10 protein-coding genes are annotated in these 15,806 nt (G+C 70.5%); 2 read left to right on the forward strand and 8 right to left on the reverse strand.

Annotated elements, in window-relative coordinates; genetic code table 11:
• Window positions 1-29: 29 nt before the first annotated feature.
• Complete coding sequence (locus JW364_RS09930; RefSeq protein WP_137810424.1) at window positions 30-3,434, reverse strand: ATP-dependent helicase; 3,405 nt, start codon at window positions 3,432-3,434, stop codon at window positions 30-32.
• Window positions 3,427-6,864: an ATP-dependent DNA helicase gene (locus JW364_RS09935; protein ID WP_137810423.1), complete on the reverse strand. Its 3,438-nt coding sequence runs from the start codon at window positions 6,862-6,864 to the stop codon at window positions 3,427-3,429. The genes JW364_RS09930 and JW364_RS09935 overlap by 8 nt, the downstream gene beginning before the upstream one ends.
• Window positions 6,865-6,972: 108 nt before the next feature.
• On the opposite strand from JW364_RS09935, the gene JW364_RS09940 reads away from it, so the two are divergent.
• Window positions 6,973-7,749 (forward strand): alpha/beta fold hydrolase, encoded by a 777-nt coding sequence (locus JW364_RS09940; RefSeq protein ID WP_137810422.1) that lies wholly within the window; start codon window positions 6,973-6,975, stop codon window positions 7,747-7,749.
• Window positions 7,750-7,772: 23 nt separating this feature from the next.
• Entirely contained in the window at window positions 7,773-8,075 is a 303-nt protein-coding gene (locus tag JW364_RS09945) for an MGMT family protein (RefSeq protein WP_137810421.1), read from the forward strand.
• A gap of 87 nt (window positions 8,076-8,162) precedes the next feature.
• Here JW364_RS09945 and JW364_RS09950 read toward each other — a convergent pair whose 3' ends face one another.
• The 6 genes from JW364_RS09950 to JW364_RS09975 form a co-directional block, all read right to left on the reverse strand.
• On the reverse strand, window positions 8,163-8,906 hold the full coding sequence (locus JW364_RS09950; RefSeq protein ID WP_137810420.1) for a sirohydrochlorin chelatase: 744 nt from the start codon (window positions 8,904-8,906) through the stop codon (window positions 8,163-8,165).
• Window positions 8,907-8,923: 17 nt separating this feature from the next.
• Window positions 8,924-10,108: a uroporphyrinogen-III synthase gene (locus JW364_RS09955; protein ID WP_055475606.1), complete on the reverse strand. Its 1,185-nt coding sequence runs from the start codon at window positions 10,106-10,108 to the stop codon at window positions 8,924-8,926.
• 5 nt (window positions 10,109-10,113) lie between these two features.
• A complete protein-coding gene (locus tag JW364_RS09960) occupies window positions 10,114-10,551 on the reverse strand; it encodes a nitrite reductase (NAD(P)H) small subunit family protein (protein ID WP_137810419.1) in 438 nt (145 codons plus the stop codon).
• Entirely contained in the window at window positions 10,548-13,136 is a 2,589-nt protein-coding gene (gene nirB / locus JW364_RS09965; protein WP_078113368.1) for a nitrite reductase large subunit NirB, read from the reverse strand. The genes JW364_RS09960 and nirB overlap by 4 nt, the downstream gene beginning before the upstream one ends.
• A 37-nt stretch (window positions 13,137-13,173) precedes the next feature.
• A complete protein-coding gene (locus tag JW364_RS09970; protein ID WP_078113367.1) occupies window positions 13,174-14,679 on the reverse strand; it encodes a NarK/NasA family nitrate transporter in 1,506 nt (501 codons plus the stop codon).
• 237 nt (window positions 14,680-14,916) lie between these two features.
• Window positions 14,917-15,771, reverse strand: a complete 855-nt coding sequence (locus JW364_RS09975) for a TIGR02569 family protein (protein WP_055475607.1) — start codon at window positions 15,769-15,771, stop codon at window positions 14,917-14,919.
• Window positions 15,772-15,806 lie beyond the last annotated feature (35 nt).

Raw genomic sequence — 15,806 nt, forward strand, 5'->3', positions numbered from 1 at the left:
GCGGGAGCTGTCCCGGGGCACCGGCGCGCTCAGCGGGCCAGCTTCGCGGCGAGGGTCGCCTCGTCGGGCAGGTCGTCGGCCTCCAGGGTGTGCCCGTCGCGCACATAGTGGAACGCGGCGCGGACCTTGGTCGGCTCCACCCCGGCCAGCTGCGCCCACGCCAGGCGGTACGCGGCGAGCTGGATGAAGAGTGATTCCCGGCGGGCGGGTTCGGGGATCACACCGGTCTTCCAGTCCACGACCGTCCACGAACCGTCCTTCTCGGCGAAGACCGCGTCGATCCGTCCGCGCACGACGATCCCGCCGATGACGGTCTCGAAGGGCACCTCCACCTCGGTCGGGCTGCGATTCGCCCAGGGCGAGGAGAGGAACGCGGCCCGCAGTTCCTCGAGATCGGCGTCGGGACTCGCCGTCGCGTCGGCGGCGCCGGGCAGTTCGTCGATGTCGAGGAGCCGTGTCGCCCCGAACCAGCGTTCCACCCAGGCGTGGAACGCGGTGCCGCGCCGGGCCATCGGGTTGGGCCGGAACGGGGTGGGCCGGCGGAGCCGACGAGCGAACTCGGCCTCGTCGGCGTCCAGTTCGACCAGCTGACTGACGGACAGATGGGTCGGCAACGACACCTCGACGAGCGCCTGGTTGGCCTGATGATGCTCGGCGAGCAGGGCCGACACCTCGGCCTCCCACGCCCCGATCTCGTCCGCGGGGTCGGCCGGTGGCGTTGCGGGGGTCTCGGCGTCGGCGGGGCCGGACTGGGCAGCAGGTGTGTCGAACAGCGCGGGCGCCGCGCGGCCGGCGATGGCGTCGGCGACCAGGTCGGCCGCCCGCTGTACCGAGTCGCGGCGGCCCGCGAGCGGATCACGCGGCCACGGCGCCGCGATCGCGCGTTCGGCCAACGGATTCGGGCTGTCCGGTTCGGGCGGTGGCGTCCGCACCGCGATCGACAGACCGGTCGAGTCGACGCTCGGGTCGGCGATCGCCTCATCGATGCCGGTCATCAACTCGTCGAAGAAATCCGAACCGCCGCGGGGTTTGTCGCCGGTCTCCGACCAGTGGTGCGCCGAGATCAGCAGGTCGTGCCGGGCGCGGGTGAGCGCCACATAGAGCAACCGGCGATCCTCCTCGAGTCGCCGTTCGCCGATCGCGGCCTTGTGGTCGGTCAGGGCGTCCTCGAGCTGCTTGCGGTCGGCCACGGTGTCGATCTTCAGGATCGGGAACCCCTCCGGCGCACCGTCGGCCGCCTCGGCCGGGATCGCCAGATCGCCGCGCAGGTCCGCCGGGAGTTCGCGCGCACTGCCCAACCATGTGGTGTCGGCCTTGGCGCTGGGGAAGATCCCCTTCGCCAGGTGCGGGATCGCGACGACATCCCATTCCAGGCCCTTGGCCGCATGCACGGTGAGGATCTGCACCCGCTGTTCGGCCACCTCGATGCGGCCCGGTTCGAGACCCTTCTCGATGGTCTCGGCAGCATCCAGGAAGGCGAGCAGTCCAGGCAGATTCGCTCCCGGACGATCAGCGTAATGACTGACGTAGTCGGCGAAGGCGTCGAGGTGTTCGCGTCCGGTGATCGCACCCCGCATGCGCCGCGCCCGGATCTGCGCCTCGACGCCGACCCCGATCGTGTTCTCCACGTCGGCGACGAGTTCGGGCAGCGGTTGTCCGATGCGCCGACGCAGTGACTCCAACTGCGCACCGAACGCCCGGATGCGGGCGTAACCCTCCGGGCTGTAGTCGGTGGGTTCGCCGGGGTCGACGACGGCGTCGGCGATGCCCGCCCGGTCGACGATCTCGGTGGGCAGCACCGCATCGAGTGCGGCGTCGAGCGCTTCCCTGCTGGTGACCACCCCGCCCGCCTCGGCGAAGCTCTCCGCCGCCAGGTTGGTGGCCCGACGCCAGAGCGCGGCGAGGTCCTTGGCGCCGAGCCGCCAGCGGGCCCCGGTGAGCAGACGCATGACCGCGGTCCCGGCCATCGGGTCGGCCATCACGCGCAGGGTCGCGACGATGTCCTCGATCTCCGGGACGTGCAGCAGCCCGCCGATGCCGACCACCTCGGTGGGGATGCCCCGACTCTCGAGCTCGGCGGCCAGCGGCGCCGAATCCTCGTTGCGGCGCACCAGGATCGCGGTGGTCGGCGGCGCGACGTCTGCGGCCTCGGCCGCCTGGTAGCGTTCCTCGATGGCGTCGGCGATCCAGTTCCGTTCGTCCAGAACCGTTTCGGTCAGGGCGATCGACGCCGTTCCGTCCGGGGCATCGGGACGCGGCCGGAGCACACTGACCGGGATACCGCGGCGTCGGAGCTCCGCGGAGATCTGATTCGCCAACCGCAAGCCCTGGGCCGAGTTGCGCCAGCTGGTGAGCAGTTCGAGGCGCCGGGCCGGGGTCCCGTCGGGTCGTGGGAAGTCGCGCGCGAACCGCGGCAGGTTGGCCGCCGAGGCGCCACGCCACCCGTAGATGGACTGGATGGGGTCGCCGACCGAGGTGACCGCGACCGGCGCGCGGCCGTGCCCGCCGAACAGGGTCGACAGCAACACCCGTTGCGAGTGGCCGGTGTCCTGGTACTCGTCGAGGAGAACCGCGCGGAAGGCGGTGCGCTCGGCGGTCACGACCTCGGAATTGGACACCACCAGCCGTGCCGCCAGCGACATCTGGCTGCCGAAGTCGAGCGCGGACTGGGCGCGCATCGTCTCGCCCAGCGCTATGACCATCGGGATCAGCTCGCGACGTTCGTCGATGACCTCCTGGACCTTCAGCAGCGCCTGGGTCGGTTTGTCACGCTGCTTGGGGCCCTTCGGGAGGGTGTCGACGAGTTCGTACAGCGTCGAACCCGCCTGCGCGAGGTCGGCGATGTCGACGAGGTGCTCGGACATCTCGCCGTACAGCTTGAGCACCGCCTCGGTGACACTCGCCGGCACCTTCTTGGTGTTCAGCTCGCCCGGCCACGCGGAGACGAGGGAGAACGCGAGCTGCCAGAGCTCGGTCTCGGTGAGCAGCGTCGACGACGGTTCCACCGGCAGCAGCAGCCCGTAGTCGGCGATCAACCGGCCGGCGTAGGCGTGATAGGTGCTCACCTCGGGGTCGGCGCCGCGCAGGCGGGCGGCCAACGCGCCGTCGGGATCCCAGTTCCGCAGCGCCGGCGACCCGGCAAGCATCGAGAGCCGACGCCGGATGCGGGCGCCGAGTTCGCTCGCGGCCTTGCGCGTGAAGGTGAGTCCGAGGATCTCGTCGGGGGCCACGAGCTGGTTGGCCACCAGCCACACCACGCGTGAGGCCATCGTCTCGGTCTTGCCGGCCCCGGCTCCGGCGACGACGAGCATCGGCTCCATGGGTGCCTCGATCACGGCCACCTGCTCGGGCGTGGGATCGGGCAGACCCAGCGCCGCGGCCAGCGACTTCGCCCCGACCATCGGCCGTTCGGTCCGATCCTGCAGGTCAGTCATCGGTGACCGCCTTCCCCGGGATCTGGGCCGGACAGCTGGTGGTGAGGTTGCAGTGCACACAGCCCGGGTTGGGCGTCGCGCTGTACGTCGGACCGATACTCGCCCGGGCCGCGCGACGCACCACCCCGATCCACTCGTCTAGCAACTCCGGCGTGAGCGGCGACTGAACACGCTCGGCCGCACCGGAATTGCGGTTCGCGGTCGACACGTAGACCAGTCGGGCGCCGCCCGGCGCGGCGTCGCCGAACTGGGGCACGCCGCCGTGCGCCAACGCCACCTGATAGGCCGCCATCTGCGCGTGCTCGTCGGCGTCGGCCTTGGTGATGGGGTTCTTCGAGGTCTTCACGTCGACGACGACCGGGCGGCCGGCGCCATCGGTCTCGAGGCGGTCGACACGCCCGCGCAGACGGACCGCGGGCTCGTCGGAATCCGGCCCCGACGCCGCGGGAATGGTTGCGTCGATCGGCAATTCGACGCCCACCTCCTCGAGATCGGCACGCGAGATGCGCAGCCACTCCCGGAAGTGCCCCAGCATGCCCTCGGCCCGTTCGAGTTCGCGAGCCGAGTACCAGCCCGCCCCGGTGTCGACCCGTTCCCAGATGCCGCGCAGCGCCGCCGTCACCTCAGCCGGGTCGAGCTGGCCTGCCACCGCCTGGACGAGCGTGTGCACGAGACTGCCGGTCAGCGCGGGGGTGCCGTCGCCGTCGCGGCCGCCGTTGCGTTCGAGCACCCACCGCAGCGAACAGCGGGTCAGTGCATCGACATTCGACGGTGAGAGCGTCAGCGCCCCCGACTCCGGCGTCCACAGCGGATCGTCGGTGCTGGGTGCGGCGAGCCCGAACCAGTCGCGCGGGTGCGCACCCGGGATGTCGGAGTCGGCGAGCTCGGCCAGCAGACGCGCCGCGGCCTTCGTCCGGGGTGCATCGGGTTCGTCGACGCCGGCGATCACCGCCGACCGAAGTGTCGCGACGAGGGACGGCAACGAGAGCACCCGGTCGACGCCTGGATCGAGCCGTACCTCGGCGCGGGCCGACTCGGCCGGATCGTCGTTGTCCCCCACCAGATCTGCGAGCTCGGTGATGAACCGCGACGGCGAGGCGTCCCCGCTGCCGTCCTCGACCGCGGTCACGAGCAGCCGGCTTCGCGCCCTGGTGCAGGCGACGAGGAAGAGCCGGCGCTCGTCGGCGAGTGCCGTCGCCCCACGGGCGACGGTGTCCACGGCGTCGGCGGCCATACCGTCGAGGAGGTCGACGAGTTGCCCGGTGGCGAGAACGCCACCCCGGCTGCGCAGCGACGGCCACAGTCCGTCCTGGACCCCGGCGACGGCGACGACCTCCCATTCCCGCCCCACCGCGGCGTGCGCGGACAGCACGGTCACCGACTCGGTTGCGGCGGTGGCTGTTCGGCTGTCGCGCGGGATCTGCAACTGGGACAGGTAGTGCACGAATCCGGCGGGCCCGGCCGCGGGCAGCGTGTCGGTGAAATCCGCGGCGGATTCGAACATCGCCATGACCGCGTCGAGGTCGCGGTCGGCCTGTTCACCGGCCGGGCCGCCGCGGACCGCCGATGCCGCCCACCGCCGCTCGAGTCCCGTGGCCTGCCACGCCGCCCACAGGGTCTCCTCGATCCCGCGGCGCGCGTCATGGACCCGCTGGGCCGCACCGACGACGTCCAGCACGCGGGCCAGCGGCGCCGCCTCGGTCTCGGTGAGCCGTCGGCGATAGCGCGCGCCGACCTCGGGGTCGAGGATGGCGCGGGTCAGCGACGTGAGCGAATCCGGTTGTCCTGCTGGGTCATCGGCATCGTCGAGACGCCGCACACCGCGTCGGAGACGGCGCATCGAGCCCGGGTCGGCCGCCCCGATCGGACCGGACAGCAACGTGAGCGTGTCCTCGGTGCTGAAGAGCTCGCTGGTGAACAGGTCGGTGGTCTCCGGGTCGGTGGTGTCGGGCAGGTCGGCATCTGCTCCCGCGGCCGCCCGCGCGGCGACGGCGCGCAGCACCAGCATCAGTCCGATGACGGCTCGTTGCCGATGCAGGGGCAGGTCGCTCGCGGGCGTCGTCAGGGGTACGCCCGCGGACCGGAAGGCGCGTCGGAGCGGCGGCAGGGCCAGTGACACCGACCGGACGACGACCGCCATCTGCGACCACGGGACCCCGTCGAACAGATGCGCACGCCGCAGGAGGTCGGCGATGGCGGTGGCCTCTTTCGCGGCAGACCCGTACACGCGCACCGCGGCCGCGCCTCCCCCATCGGCCGCGCCCGGGTCGGCGTCGGCCGAATCCGTCACCGGGTCGGGATACGGGTGCGGGCGAGCGCCGGGCAGCCGGGCGGCGATCGCGCGCCCGAGGCGGGACAGCTCGGGCCGGGCGCGGTGATCGTGTTCCAGCAGGATGTCGAGCGGGCTGCCCGGTTCGGCCAGCCCGTCCGCGAATCGCGGACTCGCACCCCGGAATCCGAACACGGACTGGTCGGTGTCGGCGGCGATGATCGTCGAGAGGGTTCCGGTGCCGACCAGCGTGATGAGCTGCGCCGCCTGCGGGTCGAGATGCTGCGCGTCATCGACCAGCAGATGCCGGATACGACGACGCTCGCCGCTCAGCAGGTCGGGATCGGTGGCGAAGGCCGACAGGGCCGACCCGATCAATTCGGCCGCGTCGACCGCGGGCGCCGAGGCCCCCGGGGTCTCGAGCCCGACCGCCCCGCGCAGCAGCATGTTCTGCTCGTACTGCGCGTAGGCCCGGGCGGCCGCGGCCCACTCCGGTCGTTTGTGCGTACGCCCCAGCGCGGCAAGCTCTTCCGGACCCACCCCGCGTTCGGCGGCGCGCATCATCAGGTCGCGCAACGCCTGGGCGAACCCGTCGGTGCCCAGCGCGGGCCGTAGGTGGGCAGGCCAGTACCCGGCGCCGTCCTCGATGTCACCGGCGAGCAGTTCACGCAGGACGACGTCCTGTTCGGACCCCGTGATGAGGCGCGGCGGCGGATTGTTGTGGGCCTGCGCCTGTAAGCGGAGGATCGCGAAGGCGTAGGAGTGCACGGTCCGCACCAGCGGCTCGCGCAGCGCACCGCCGAGCACCCGGCGACCGCTCGAGCCCGCGGACAGGACGCGCCGGGTGATCTCCTCCCGGAGCGCGACGGCGGCGCGTCGGCTCGACGCCAGGACGAGGACCGACTCCGGATCGGTGGCGGGGTCGAGCAGGCGGGCGACCGCGGCGTCGACGATCAGTGCGGTCTTCCCGCTCCCGGGGCCGCCGTGCACCCGCACCGGGCGCCACGCCTGCTCCTCGTCCGCCGGCCGACTCGTGGGCGGGTCGATCACCTGCGCCACGGACGGTGGCCAGTGCCGGGGCCGGTCCGTCGGGTCGGGGGCCGCGACGAGTCGCGCACGCAGCGCGCTCCGCGGGGTCTGGGCACCCGGTTTCCGACTCATGCATCCATCGAATCACGGCCCACCGACGGCCTCGTCGGCCGTGCCCGCGACCTGTGTCCCCGCGACCTGTGTCAGAGTCCGCCGCGCGGCGTACGGCAGGATGGACGGGTGACAGCTCTCAACACGCATGTCTTCGGCAGCGGTCCTGCGGTTCTCGCGATCCACGGACTCACCGGGCACGGCCGCCGCTGGGCAGCGCTGACCGATCACCTCCCCGGCGTGCGCCTCGTCGCGCCGGATCTGATCGGTCACGGCCGGTCTCCGTGGCGACCGCCATGGAGCATCGAGCACCAGGTGCGGGCGTTGTCCGCGGTGATCGACGAACACATCCCCGCCGATGAGCATCCGGTGGTCGTCGTGGGTCACTCGTTCGGTGGCGCGCTGGCGTTGCACCTGGCCAACCGCCGCCCGGATGCGGTGAAGGGGCTGGTGCTGCTCGACCCCGCGCAGGGCCTCGACCCCGAATTCGCGCTCGACGTGGCCACCGACAGTCTCGACAACTGGGACTACGCGGATGCCGACACCGCCCGCGCCGCGAAACGTGCGGAGGGCTGGGCCGCCGTTCCCGACCAGCTCATGGAGGCCGAACTCGCCGAACACCTCGTCCCCCGGCCGCGCGGCCGGGTCGGCTGGCGGGTGAGCGCACCCGCCGCAGCGGCGTCGTGGAGCGAGATGGCTAGGCCCGCAGTGCTTCCGCCGCCAGGTGTGCCCACCCACGTGGTGGTCGCCGACCAGGTCCAGCCCCCGTTCGTGCGGCCGGCCTTCCTCGATGCGTGCGCGAGCGAGCGCGGCGACGAGGTCACCGTCCACCATGCCGACTGCGGCCACATGGTGCCGTTCCTCGAGCCCGGGCTCGCGGCCGCGCTGGTCCGATCGCTGCTGTAGCGACGACATCTGTCGAGGCGACGATGGCAGCCATCACCGAGGAGCAGGTCGAACGGGTCCGTGCACTCGTGTCGGCCATTCCGGCCGGCCAGGTGAGCACCTACGGCGACCTGGCCGCCGCGGCCGGGTTGTCGAGCCCGCGGATCGTCGGCTGGATCATGCGGACCGATTCGGCCGACCTGCCCTGGCACCGTGTGGTGCCCGCCGGCGGCCGGCCGGCGCCGCATCTCGCGACTCGTCAGCTGGAACGGCTGCGGGCGGAGGGTGTTCCGGTCACCGACGGGCGAATCCGACTGCGCGAGTGCCGGTGGGACCCCGCCACGTGACCGACCCGCAAACCCACCTGTTCTCGGCATACCCACCCCCTTGGAGGGTGCTGAATATGCCGAAAAAGGGTGGGTTTGCGGGGCAGCTCAGACGTGGCGCGGGACCGGCACACGTCGGTACGGACTGATGGCCGCACGCATCCGCGTGACGATCAGGTCGACGATCCTGGGGTCCGGCCCCAGGGGTGCGGCGACCGCGTCCGCGCCGTAGGTGCTCAGGCGCTGATGGAACAGGCCCGGGGCGAGGAGGTGGCTGGCGATCACGACCCGCCGTCCCGTGCGCCGGGCCCGCTCGACCGCCTCGGGCACAGTGGGGGTCGCGGTCGTGATGAACCCGACCTCGACCCGTCCGCCGATCAGCGATTCCAGCTGCCGGGCGGCCAGATGAACCTGCCCGCAGGCACTCTCGTCCGATGACCCGGCGGCGGCGAGCACGACCGCGTCGCCCGGTTCCCAGCCCGCTTCGGCCAGCCGGAGTCGGGCGACCGAGGCGATGGCCGGATCGGGACCCAGCGCCCGGGTGACGACGGTGTCCGCCCGGCCGGCGGCCGCGACGTGTTCGGGCAGGTCCTTGCGGACGTGGTAGCCCGAGGCGAGGAACGCGGGCACCAGCACCGCCGGACGTTCCAGGTCGGCGATGACCTCGCTCGGCGTCGGTCCGAGGACGTCGACGAATGCGGTGCGGGTGAGCCCGATGCGGGCGCTGACGGCCTCGGCGATCTGGGCGATCACGTTGACCCCGTGCGGGTTGCGGGTCCCGTGCGCGACCAGGACGGGGCTGTACCCCTGCAACCGGTCACCGTGCGGAAGCCGTACATGGTTGTCGTGCATGTGTTCTCGCTTCCTTCTCACTCGTCTTCGGCGTCGTACTCGAGGTCGACCGCGAGCCGGTAACCACGCTTGACGACGGTCTGCACCATCTTCGAATCCCCGAGTGCGGCACGGAGTCGAGCAACGGCGACCTCGACCGCATGGGTGTCGGAGCTGTCACCGGGCAGACCGGCGAGCAACTCCTGCCGCGAGACCACGCGACCGGGGTTGCGGGCCAACAGTTTGAGCAGGAGCAGACTCGTCGCCGACATCTCACGGAGCTCACCGTCGACCACGACGGCCTGGCCGCGGATGGCGGTGTCGTGCCCGGCGACCCGCAGCAGGTGGCTCCGCCGCGGCAGTTCGTCGGTGATCAGGCGCGCGAGCGCGCCGAGACGGAACCGGCGCGGGTAGATCGTCGGGATCTGCAGCGCCTCCAGCGGACTGGCGGTCACCGAGCCCACGCACATGACCGGTACCGCGGTCCGCAGTGCGTGGATGAACTGCTGCAGCTTGCCGAGTTCTTTGGCACGGGTCAGGATCGACGCCGCCGCCGGGGCGCTGGTGAAGGTGATCGCGTCGAGATCGCCGCGGAGCACCGCGCCGATCATCTTGTCGATGCGCGCCACGTCGGGGTGCATATGCCAGCGGTACACCGGGATCGCAACCACCTCGGCACCGGCGGCGCGCAGCACCGTGCAGAAGTCCGGCAGCGGTTCCCACTCGCTGGTGGCACCGTGCAACTGCACCGCGATCCGGACGCCGTCGACGCCCTCTTCCAGCAGCCGGTCGAGGACCTCCGAGGAGGACTCGCTCTCCGGCGACCACTCCTCGCGCAGCCCCGCCGCCCGGATCGCGCCCTTGGCCTTCGGGCCGCGTGCGATCAGCCGGCTATCGGACAGCGCCCGTAGGACGGCCTCGGCGTTGCCCCACCCGTCGGCGGCCTCGACCCACCCGCGGAAGCCGATACCGGTCGTGGCGACCATCACCTCGGGCGGGTGGGCGATGAGTTCCTCGGTCACCCGCTCGAGTTCGGTGTCGTCGACCAGCGGCAGGATGCGGATGGTCGGGGCCTGCATCACCTCGGCACCGCGTCGTTCCAGCAGTACCGCGAACTCCTCGGCGCGACGCGCGGCGGTGATCCCGATCGTGAAACCGGCGAGCGGCAACGGGTCGGGGTCCGGTGAGGTTGCGCCGGCAGGGTCTGCACCGGCGGGGGTCATGGTGTTCACGCCGGGAAGAACACCTCGACGATGCGGTTGACCACCCGCACACCGTAGCTGGGGACCGACACCGTCTCGTCGTCCAGGCAGATCCCGGTGCGCAGCGCGAAGACCTGTTTACCCAGCGGCGAGGCGACGGTGGGTTCGCCCCCGCGGTCGCCGGTGAGTCCCCGGGAGAGGACCGCGGCGCGACCGAACGGATCGATGTTGCCGATCGCGTACAGGCGGGAGCGCCCGGGCGCCGCCTCGCGATCGGACTCGGCGGCGGGCAGACGGAACAGCGCGGCCTGCACACCCTCGGGACCCAGCACGGCGACGCCGCGACCGACGATCAGGTCGTCGATCGAACAAGCGCGCACCCAGCTCCCCTCACACGCCGTGGCGGCGCCGGTGGGTGTCGTCTCTGCGGACATGGTGTCGGCCTCCCCTGGCGCGATGGTCATGTGGGCACTCCTTCTCTCACCGGTCGCTCGCTCACTCCATCGGGGCCCGACGGAGCGGTCGCACCCGGACGGACCGCCGGCATGTCGAGCAGCACCGGCGCCTTGCGCTCGTACTCGGAGAACCGGATCGTCGGGTCGACGACATCGGGCGCATTCACGAACGAGACGAACCGCTTCAGCTTGTCCTCGTCCGCGAGCACCGCGGCCCACTCGTCCTGGTAACCGCCGACGTGGCGGGCCATCGCCTCCTCGAGTTCGGCGGCGAGCCCCAGGCTGTCCTCACACACCACGTCCTTCAGATGGTCGAGACCACCTTCGAGCGACTCCAGCCACGGCGCCGTGCGCTGCAGTCGATCGGCTGTTCGGATGTAGAACATGAGGTACCGATCAATGTAGGCGACGAGGGTCTCGTCATCCACTCCGCTGGCGAGCAGCACCGCATGCTTGGGGCTCTGGCCGCCGTTGCCGCCGACGTAGAGGTTCCAGCCGTGCTCGGTGGCGATGACACCGACGTCCTTGCCCCTCGCCTCGGCGCACTCGCGGGCACATCCCGACACCCCGAACTTGATCTTGTGGGGTGAGCGGAGTCCGCGGTACCGCTTCTCCAGGAGCACGGCCATGCCGACCGAGTCCTGCACGCCGTACCGGCACCACGTCGAACCGACGCAACTCTTCACCGTCCGCAGGCTCTTGCCGTACGCCTGCCCCGACTCCATCCCGGCGTCGACGAGGCGCCGCCAGATCTCGGGCAACTGGTCGACGCGCGCACCGAACAGGTCGATCCGCTGGCCGCCGGTGACCTTGGTGTACAGCCCGAAGTCGCGCGCGATCTCACCGATCACGATCAGCTGCTCGGGCGTGACCTCGCCACCGGGCATCCGCGGCACGACCGAGTACGAGCCGTTCTTCTGCATGTTCGCCAGGAAGTGGTCGTTGGTGTCCTGCAGCGCGGCCTGCTCGCCCTCGAGGATGTGGTCGCTGGAGGTCGACGCGAGGATCGACGCGACCGTCGGCTTGCAGATCTCGCAACCCTGCCCGGTGCCGTACCGGTCGACGAGTTCGGAGAACGTGCGGATTCCGGTCACCGCGACGATCTCGAACAGCTCGGCGCGCGACTGGGTGAAGTGGTCGCACAGCGACTTGCTCAGTTCGACCCCGGACGCGGCGAGCAGTTGCTTGATGCTGGGCAGGCAGCCACCGCAGGTGGTGCCGGCCGAGGTGCAGCCCTTGACCGCGGCGATGTCGCACGCACCGTCGGCGATCGCCGAGCAGATGGCACCCTTCGAGACGCCGTTGCACGAGCAGATCTCCGCGTCGTCGGGCAGTGCGTCCATACCCACCGCAGCACCGCCCTCGGGTGCGATGAGGGCAGCGGGGTCGCCCGGGATCTCCCGGCCGACCATCGGCTTGAGCATCGCGTAGGCCGATGCGTCGCCGACCAGGATTCCGCCGAGCAGCGTCTTCGCGTCGTCGCTGACGACGATCTTCGCGTACCGGCCGGCGACCGCGTCGTGGTAGGTGATCTCCAGCGCGTTCTCGGTGGTGCCGAACGCGTCGCCGAAGCTGGCCACGTCGACGCCGAGGAGCTTCAACTTCGTGGACAGGTCGGCACCGGGGAACTCCGACGTCCCGCCGAGCAGACGGTCGGCGACCACCTCGGCGGTCGAGTAACCGGGGGCGACGAGGCCGTAGCAGCGGCCTTCGACGGCGGCGACCTCGCCGATGGCGTAGACGTTCTCGTCGTCGGTTCCACAACCGGCGTCGACGAGCACGCCGCCGCGCTCGCCGACGGCCAGTCCCGCGTCCCGAGCGAGCTGATCGCGCGGTCGGACGCCGGCGGAGAACACCACGAGCGAGGCGTCGATCGTCGACTCGTCGGACAGCGTGACCCGCAGGCCGCCGTCCTCGGCGTCGGCGATCTCCGACGTCCCGACCCCGGTGTGGACCTCGAGTCCGAGCTCGGTCACCAGGTTCTTCAGGATCGCGCCGCCGCCCTCGTCGACCTGCATCGGCATCAGACGCGGGGCGAACTCCACCACGTGCGGGGTCATCCCCATGAGCTTGAGTGCGTTGGCGGCCTCGAGTCCGAGCAGGCCGCCACCGACGACCACACCCGTCGCACCCGGACCGGCGGCCTCGGCCGCGGCCCGGATGTCGTCGAGGTCGTCGAGGGTGCGGTAGACGAAGCACCGGTCGTTGTCGTGACCGGGGACCGGCGGGACGAAAGCGTAGGAACCGGTGGCCAGAACGACTGCGTCGTAGTCGATCTCGCGACCGCTCGAGGTGACGACCCGGCGGGCGTCTCGATCGATGCCGGTGACGGTCTCGCCCAGATGCGTGACGACCCGATCGTCCCCGGCGTACGTGTTCCCCTCGAGTGCGAGAGAATCCCGAAGCCAGGCACCGACATACGAGGACAGCCCCACCCGGTCGTAGGCCGGGTCGATCTCCTCGCTGACGATCTCGATACGCCACAGGTCGGTCGCGTCACGCTCGCGGAGCGCCTGGACGAAGCGGTGACCGACCATGCCATGGCCCACCACCACCACTGTCTTGGTTGTGCGCGTTGCGGTTTCGCTGTTCACTGCTCTTTGCTCCCTTGCCTCGCCGGTCCCGTGAGGATCAGGCCAGCGCTTCCTTGGTTGCCTGCTTGTCGGTGCCCTCGGCGGCAGCACCGGTCGATGCGGTCCCGTCGACAGTCGATGCCGGTTCGTCATGGGCACCGGTGATCGCGAGATCGGTGGTCTCCGCGATGACGATCGGGCGCCGGGCGTAGAACCACCAGGTCACGACCGCTGCCAGGACGTAGAAGAGCATGAACACCCAGAAGGCCATCGTCGCCGACTTGTTGGACTGGTAGCTGGCGCGCAGCACCAGGTTGATGCCCACACCGCCGAGACCGCCTGCGGCACCGGCGATCCCGATGAGCGCGCCGGACATGCTCCGCGACCACTTCGTCTTCCCGAGCGAATTCAGTCCGCTCCGCGCCTGCGCCTTGTGCTCCCAGATGGTCGGGATGATCTTGTAGACCGACCCGTTGGCCAGGCCCGAGAGCAGGAACAGCAGGATGAAGCCGATGATGAAGGCCGTCAACGTGGCGCCGGTGATCGTCTTGCCGTTGTTGTCGGCGATCGTGCCGGCGACCACGAGGATCGCCGCGGAGAAGACCATTGCGATGAAGGTGTACAGCGTCACCTTGCCACCGCCGACGCGATCGGCCAGTTTTCCGCCGTAGGGACGGATGACCGACCCCAGCAGCGGACCGATCCAGACGATCTGCGCTGCTGCCAGCGCCGGCTTCGCGACTCCGGCCTCGGTGAAACTGATGTTGAGGACCTGGCCGAACGCGAACCCGAAGCCGATGAAGGAACCGAACGTACCGATGTAGAGCAGGCAGATCAGCCACGTGTCGCGGTACTTCAGGCAGTCGAGCATCGCCCGGCCGCTGGCCGTCTGGTGGTCCAGGTTGTCCATGTAGAGGGCGGCACCGATACCGGCGACGGCCAGGGCGACCAGGTAGATGGCGCACACGATCTCGGGTTGGTCGGCGGCGAGCCAGATGACCAGCAGACCGATGACCTGCACGACCGGCACGCCGATGTTGCCGCCGCCGGCGTTGAGTCCGAGCGCCCAGCCCTTCAGCCGTTGCGGGTAGAACGCGTTGATGTTGGTCATCGACGACGCGAAGTTGCCGCCACCGAAACCGGTGATGGCCGCGACGGCGAGGAACCAGCCGAACCCGAACTCGCCCGGGTTCATCATCAGCATCATCGTCAGCCCGGTCGGGATGAGCAGCACGACGGCGGAGAAGATCGCCCAGTTGCGGCCGCCGAACTTGGCGGTGGCCTGCGTGTACGGGATACGCAGGCAAGAACCGACCAGCGTCGCGGTGGCGGCGATGACGAACTTCTGGTCCATGCTGATGCCGTACTCGGGGCCCATGAACAGGGCCATCACCGAGAACAGGGACCAGATCGAGAATCCGACATGCTCACAGATGACCGACCAGATCAGATTGCGCTTGGCGATCGCGGCATTGCCGTTGTCCCAGGCGACCCGGTCCTCCGGGTCCCAGTCGGTGATCGTGTGGTCCCGTGTCAGTTGTGCTCTGAGATCTGCGAATGCCAAGGCTCCGCCTCCGATGGTTGCTGGTCTACGTGGTGTCACTGCCGTGCACAGGGCTGCGTGCAGTGGTGGCTGTCGTGGAAGACGCCGACACCGGTGTCGTGCGACTCGAGACCAAGTGTGGAGGGGGCGTGTTGCGCGGATTTTCCGCGAGGTGACCGCATCGTCACGTTGTCCTCACTCCGTCACGCGGGCGTTGTGAGAACCCTGTCAGCGGTCAGTCAGGGCTGTGAGCTGCGGTTATACGAGTAAACGTACATGTTCGACGACTCGCTGCAACCCGGGCAGTGCGCCCGAGGTCGACCGCGGGTGCAGCGCGTGGACTGCCAACCGGAACATCGTCGCCCGCAGCATCATCTGCGGCCACTCGGGCTGATCCGACCATCGCTGGATGAGTTCGGTGTCGGCACCACCCCACGCCAGGGCGTCGACCACCGCGACCGCCGCCGCCCACGGGGCGGGCCGCCAATACGGGACGATGTCGGTGATCCCCGGGGCCGCGGCACCGGCGAACAGCACCGTGCCGAAGAGGTCACCGTGCACGACCTGAGACGGCAGATCCACCGGCTTACGAAGCTTCGCAAGGGTTTTCAGCATGTCGACGCTCTGCACACCGTCGGGTGCGGTCGGCTCGGCCATACCGGCGGCCCGGGCCGAGCGCAGCGGGACGTCCTCCCAGGCGGCACGATCGGCCGCGGTGAACACGTCGACGTCGGTGTGCGGCGGAGCAGGCGGCTGCAGCAGGAACCGGGGCCGTTCGAGCGAGGCGGTCGCCTCGTGCAGCCGGTCGGCGACCAGGACGACCTCGTCGTGCCGTGGTTCGGGCGTCCCGGCGATGTAGGTGTCGGCGCGCCAGCCCGACACCACGTACCGGCCGTCGGTGGCGCGGAACGGACGCGCGATGCGCATCCCCTCCACGAACAGGGATTCGCGCACCGACGCCGACCACGCGGCGCGCGCGTGGTCGGGGACCAGTGAGAGCACGACTTCGCCGACACGCCACCCGCCGACCCACGATTCCCCCATCGCGATGGGCGGGTGGGCGGTGAGCCCGAACGTGTTCAACACGTGTCCGGGCGGCTCGACGGTGTTCACGTCGGCCAGATTACCGAGCGCGGTAGTCCGTTTCG

Source organism: Gordonia sp. BP-119, from assembly GCF_016924115.1.
GTDB classification, from domain to species: Bacteria; Actinomycetota; Actinomycetes; order Mycobacteriales; family Mycobacteriaceae; genus Gordonia; species Gordonia hongkongensis.

What these genes read in the sequence shown, in the direction of transcription:
- JW364_RS09950 (WP_137810420.1), bottom strand. Translation starts at nt 8,906, where the DNA reads ATGCACGACAACCATGTACGGCTTCCGCACGGTGACCGGTTGCAGGGG.
- JW364_RS09945 (WP_137810421.1), top strand. Translation starts at nt 7,773, where the DNA reads ATGGCAGCCATCACCGAGGAGCAGGTCGAACGGGTCCGTGCACTCGTG.
- JW364_RS09960 (WP_137810419.1), bottom strand. Translation starts at nt 10,551, where the DNA reads ATGACCATCGCGCCAGGGGAGGCCGACACCATGTCCGCAGAGACGACA.
- JW364_RS09935 (WP_137810423.1), bottom strand. Translation starts at nt 6,864, where the DNA reads ATGAGTCGGAAACCGGGTGCCCAGACCCCGCGGAGCGCGCTGCGTGCG.
- JW364_RS09930 (WP_137810424.1), bottom strand. Translation starts at nt 3,434, where the DNA reads ATGACTGACCTGCAGGATCGGACCGAACGGCCGATGGTCGGGGCGAAG.
- JW364_RS09955 (WP_055475606.1), bottom strand. Translation starts at nt 10,108, where the DNA reads ATGACCCCCGCCGGTGCAGACCCTGCCGGCGCAACCTCACCGGACCCC.